At 56.1% G+C, this 4,479-nt stretch carries 5 protein-coding genes; 1 reads left to right on the top strand and 4 read right to left on the bottom strand.

Annotated features, from left to right (window positions below):
- The 4 genes from DOU50_RS01170 to DOU50_RS01155 form a co-directional block, all read right to left on the bottom strand.
- A partial coding sequence (locus DOU50_RS01170) for a TonB-dependent receptor plug domain-containing protein (protein WP_148768567.1) occupies positions 1 to 697 on the bottom strand: 697 nt, incomplete at its 3' end.
- Between the two features lie 77 nt (positions 698 to 774).
- Positions 775 to 957 carry a hemin uptake protein HemP gene (hemP, locus tag DOU50_RS01165; RefSeq protein WP_024909414.1) on the bottom strand — a complete coding sequence of 61 codons (183 nt, stop codon included), beginning with the start codon at positions 955 to 957 and terminating at the stop codon, positions 775 to 777.
- A 171-nt stretch (positions 958 to 1,128) separates the two neighbouring features.
- On the bottom strand, positions 1,129 to 2,175 hold the full coding sequence (gene aroH, locus DOU50_RS01160; protein WP_148768566.1) for a 3-deoxy-7-phosphoheptulonate synthase AroH: 1,047 nt from the start codon (positions 2,173 to 2,175) through the stop codon (positions 1,129 to 1,131).
- Positions 2,176 to 2,327: 152 nt separating this feature from the next.
- Entirely contained in the window at positions 2,328 to 3,161 is an 834-nt protein-coding gene (locus DOU50_RS01155) for a pyruvate, water dikinase regulatory protein (protein ID WP_023311315.1), read from the bottom strand.
- 335 nt (positions 3,162 to 3,496) lie between these two features.
- Between DOU50_RS01155 and DOU50_RS01150 the strand changes: the two genes are divergently transcribed.
- Positions 3,497 to 4,479, top strand: a 983-nt coding sequence (locus DOU50_RS01150) for a PEP/pyruvate-binding domain-containing protein (protein ID WP_148768565.1), incomplete at its 3' end; no start/stop codon positions are given.

Here is a 4,479-nt window from a genome sequence, read left to right as displayed (position 1 = left end):
GTTTCCAGCTGCCTTTCGCCAGCATGTTGTTGATGGATTCGTCGTTAGGGGCGGTTGCTCCGTCGCTCTGGCGGATATCGCCGCGATCCCGGCTGGACCAGGCCACCAGACCGTCCAGGGTGTCGGTGCGGCCGTAGGCGCTGGCCCCCATCCCGAGGCTGTGATCGCCCGTCGCGCCCGTTCCAAACACGCGGTAGCCGCTGTTTTTACCCGGTTCGAGCAGATCGTTGGCGTCGGCGGTGTCATAGGAAATCACGCCGCCCAGCGCGCCGCTGCCGTACAGCAGTGCCGACGGGCCGCGAACCACTTCGATACGTTTAATCAGCGCCGGATCGAGGAAGGTGCTGTTCAGGTGGCCGGTATCGGTCCCCTGGCGAACGCCGTCAACCAGCACCAGCACGCCGCGACGGTCATAGCCGCGCAGGTTGACGTCCTGCCCGTTGGTGCGCCCGGTGCCGTCCAGCGTCAGACCGGGGACGTTACGCAGCAGGTCGGCCGCCGAGCTGGCGGTTTGTTTCTCCGGCGCGCTGGCGTCAATCACGCTCACCATCATGGGGGCTTCAAAGGCGCTGCGGGCGTTGCCCGTGGCGGTGACGGTAATGTCGTCTGCGGCGGCGAACGCGACGCCCGGCAGGGTGCTGACAATCGCCAGCGCCAGAAGTGACGGACGTAAAGATGTGGAAGGCAGGTGTGGCATAGCAACTCTCCATAAGAAGTGAAAAGCGCTGGCTGCCTGGGGGTTACCTGGGTGGCTGGCGAAGTTTTTTGTGTTGTTTATTTTGTGAGGATCAGTTTTCCGGCATGGGTCTGGCGCAGCAGATAGCGCTGACCGTCATGCTCGATAATGACCCGGCCCTCATCGCCGAGCAGGGTTTTGCTGTCAATCCGACGCTCGGTAGGGGCTGGTGCTGTGTCTGTTTTTGCTGGCGTTGCCGCGCTGTTATCCGTACGTGACATAATGTTTATAAATAACAATCAATGTAACAATGATAATCATTATCAATAAACTGCAAATTCACGGCAAGCATTTTTGTGAAAAAAGGGTGAGGGGATCAAATTTGGGGTGAGATGCGGTCTGATGCCCTCACCTCAACCCTCTCCCACAGGGAGAGGGAGAAGGACTGGATTTTAAAAGCGTGTGTCCACGGCTGCTGCGAGTTTCTCCAGCAGCAGTTCGCTGTCTTCCCAGCTCAGGCACGGGTCGGTGATCGACTGGCCGTACACCATCTGCTGTCCGGCAACGATTTTCTGCGTGCCTTCTTTGATAAAACTCTCGGCCATAATCCCTGCAACGGCGGTTGAACCGCTGCGGATCTGCTGGCAGATCTCGTCGCAGACGTCCAGCTGGCGGCGATGCTGCTTCTGGCAGTTGCCGTGGCTGAAATCCACCACCAGATGTTCCGGCAGGTCGAACTCGGCCAGCGTTTCACAGGCCGCCGCAATATCTTCTGCATGGTAATTGGGTTTCTTCCCGCCGCGCATAATGATGTGCCCGTACGGGTTACCGCTGGTCTGGTAGATGGTCATATGACAGCTCTTGTCCGGCGACAGGAACATGTGGCTGGCACGGGCTGCGCGGATGGCATCAACCGCGATACGGGTGTTGCCATCGGTCCCGTTTTTAAAGCCGACCGGACAGGAGAGGGCGGAGGCCATCTCACGGTGGATCTGGCTTTCGGTGGTGCGAGCGCCAATCGCGCCCCAGCTGATCAGATCGGCGATAAACTGCCCGGTCACCATATCGAGAAACTCGGTCGCCGTCGGCACGCCCAGCTCGTTGACCTGTAAAAGCAGCTTCCGCGCCAGCTCGATACCGTGGTTAACGCGATAGCTGCCGTTGAGGTCAGGATCGGAAATCAGCCCTTTCCAGCCCACCACGGTGCGCGGTTTTTCAAAGTAGGTGCGCATGACGATCTCAAGGCGATGCTGGTACTTATCCCGCAGTCCCTGAAGTCGTTTTGCATAATCCATCGCGGCATCCAGATCGTGGATGGAGCAAGGCCCAATCACCACCAGAAGACGTTTGTCTTCACCATTCAGGATTTTTTCAATGCGGCGGCGGGAAGCCGTCACGTGTTCCGCGACGGCGGCGGAAACAGGATGCCGCTGGGCCAGTTCAGCCGGCGTGACAAGGCTGTCAATGCGCGCAGTGCGGAGTTCATCGGTTTTATTCATGGAATGTCTCAGAAAATTTTTGCTTCATCGGCAGACTACCGGGAAGTGATGGGCATCACCTTAAACCAATCCCTGCTGATTTCAAGTTCGGGGCGACACCGCCCCGTGGTTGCAGATGATGATACCTGAATCTGAGCTAATGTACTAGCATATTAGTACATGCGGCGATTAAGCCCCATGATGTCGAGAATTTTAGTGGCAATTTCTTCAACCGAATAGTTGGTGCTGTTCAGCCACGGGATCTGGTTTTTGCGGTACAGCGCTTCCACTTCGGAGACCTCCATCCGGCACTGGCGCATAGAGGCGTAGCGGCTGTTCTCGCGGCGCTCTTCGCGGATGGCCGCAAGGCGTTCCGGGTTGATCGTCAGGCCGAACAGCTTGTGCTGCAGCGGCTTAAGGGCGGCAGGCAGCACCAGGTTATCCATGTCATCAGCGATAAACGGGTAGTTTGCGGCGCGAATGCCAAACTGCATCGCCAGATAGAGGCTGGTCGGGGTTTTGCCGCAGCGCGACACGCCAAGCAGGATCACCTGCGCCTGGTCGAGATTACGCAGAGAGATACCGTCATCATGTGCAAGGGTGTAGTCAATGGCGGCGATACGCGCGTCGTACTTGGTCAGGTTGCCGGGGTTCAGCCCGTGGGTACGGTGGGCGATAGGCGTCGGATCGAGCTTAAGTTCGCTTTGCAGCGGAGCCACCAGCGCCTGCACGATATCCTGGCAGAAGCCTTCACTTTGCAGAATGATGGAGCGAATCTCGGGGATCACGATCGAGTAGAACACCAGCGGGCGGACGCCGGTCTGCTGGTAGATGGCGTCAATCTGGTCCTTCACCGCTTTGGCGCGGCTCTCGTTTTCGACAAACGGCAGCGTGATGCTGTTTATCGAAACGGGAAACTGCGACATCACCGCGTGGCCCAGGACCTCGGCGGTGATCGCCGTACCATCAGAAATATAAAAAACGTGGCGATCGACAGCACTATCCATTTTACTCACCCTGAATATCAGACCTAATTGTCTGAAAGCATAAATTAAAAAAGTAAATTACACAGCAAAGAACTTATCTTAATTATAAATGAAACGGCGTTTTTGATTTTCCTGAAAAGTGGATTTCATTTTTCAAATAGCGACTTTATTTTTGGGGTTTCTGGCTGAAAATATAGGAATCATCGGGTTAATGCCTGGTGGGAAAGTATCCGAAAAGTTGAAATTTTAAATTGCTTACACGATTCACCGTTTTTTTAGCGCTAATAAATATGCCAGTATAAATACGTAGTCAGGTGTTACTTACTCCGATCAAATATCACAAAAGGATTGTTTCGATGTCCAACAATGGCTCGTCACCGCTGGTGCTTTGGTATAACCAACTCGGCATGAATGATGTAGACAGAGTTGGGGGCAAAAATGCCTCCCTGGGTGAAATGATTACAAATCTGTCGGGTATGGGTGTCTCCGTACCGAACGGGTTTGCCACCACCGCCGATGCCTTTAACCTGTTTTTAGACCAGAGCGGTGTTAACCAGCGCATTTACGACCTGCTGGATAAAACGGATATTGATGACGTCACCGAGCTTGCCAAAGCCGGGGCGCAGATCCGCCAGTGGATCATCGACACACCTTTCCAGCCGGAACTGGAAAAAGCCATTCACGACGCGTACAACCAGCTCTCTGCTGACGATGCGCAGGCCTCCTTTGCCGTGCGTTCTTCTGCGACCGCAGAAGATATGCCGGACGCCTCGTTTGCCGGGCAGCAGGAAACCTTCCTGAACGTCCAGGGTTACGATGCGGTGCTGGTGGCGGTGAAGCACGTGTTTGCTTCCCTGTTCAACGACCGTGCCATCTCCTATCGCGTACACCAGGGCTACGACCATCGCGGCGTCGCGCTCTCCGCTGGCGTGCAGCGCATGGTGCGCTCGGACGTGGGCTCATCCGGCGTGATGTTCTCCATTGATACCGAATCCGGCTTCGACCAGGTGGTGTTTATCACCTCCGCGTGGGGTCTGGGTGAGATGGTCGTGCAGGGCGCGGTAAACCCTGACGAATTCTATGTCCATAAGCCTACGCTGGCCGCTGGCCGTCCGTCGGTGGTGCGCCGCACCATGGGCTCGAAAAAAATCCGCATGATCTATGCCCCGACCCAGGAGCATGGCAAGCAGGTTAAAATTGAAGATGTACCGCAGGAGCAGCGCGACCGCTTCTCCCTGACCGACGCCGAAGTGCAGGAGCTGGCGAAGCAGGCGGTGCAGATTGAAAAACACTACGGCCGTCCGATGGATATCGAATGGGCGAAAGACGGGAACACCGG

Source organism: Enterobacter sp. C6 (genome assembly GCF_008122455.1).
Lineage (GTDB): Bacteria > Pseudomonadota > Gammaproteobacteria > Enterobacterales > Enterobacteriaceae > Enterobacter > Enterobacter pseudoroggenkampii.
The sequence above is the reverse complement of the archived record's forward strand: the minus strand, read 5'-3'. Positions and strand labels throughout refer to the sequence as shown.

What these genes read in the sequence shown, in the direction of transcription:
- hemP (WP_024909414.1), bottom strand. Translation starts at nt 957, where the DNA reads ATGTCACGTACGGATAACAGCGCGGCAACGCCAGCAAAAACAGACACA.
- aroH (WP_148768566.1), bottom strand. Translation starts at nt 2,175, where the DNA reads ATGAATAAAACCGATGAACTCCGCACTGCGCGCATTGACAGCCTTGTC.
- DOU50_RS01155 (WP_023311315.1), bottom strand. Translation starts at nt 3,161, where the DNA reads ATGGATAGTGCTGTCGATCGCCACGTTTTTTATATTTCTGATGGTACG.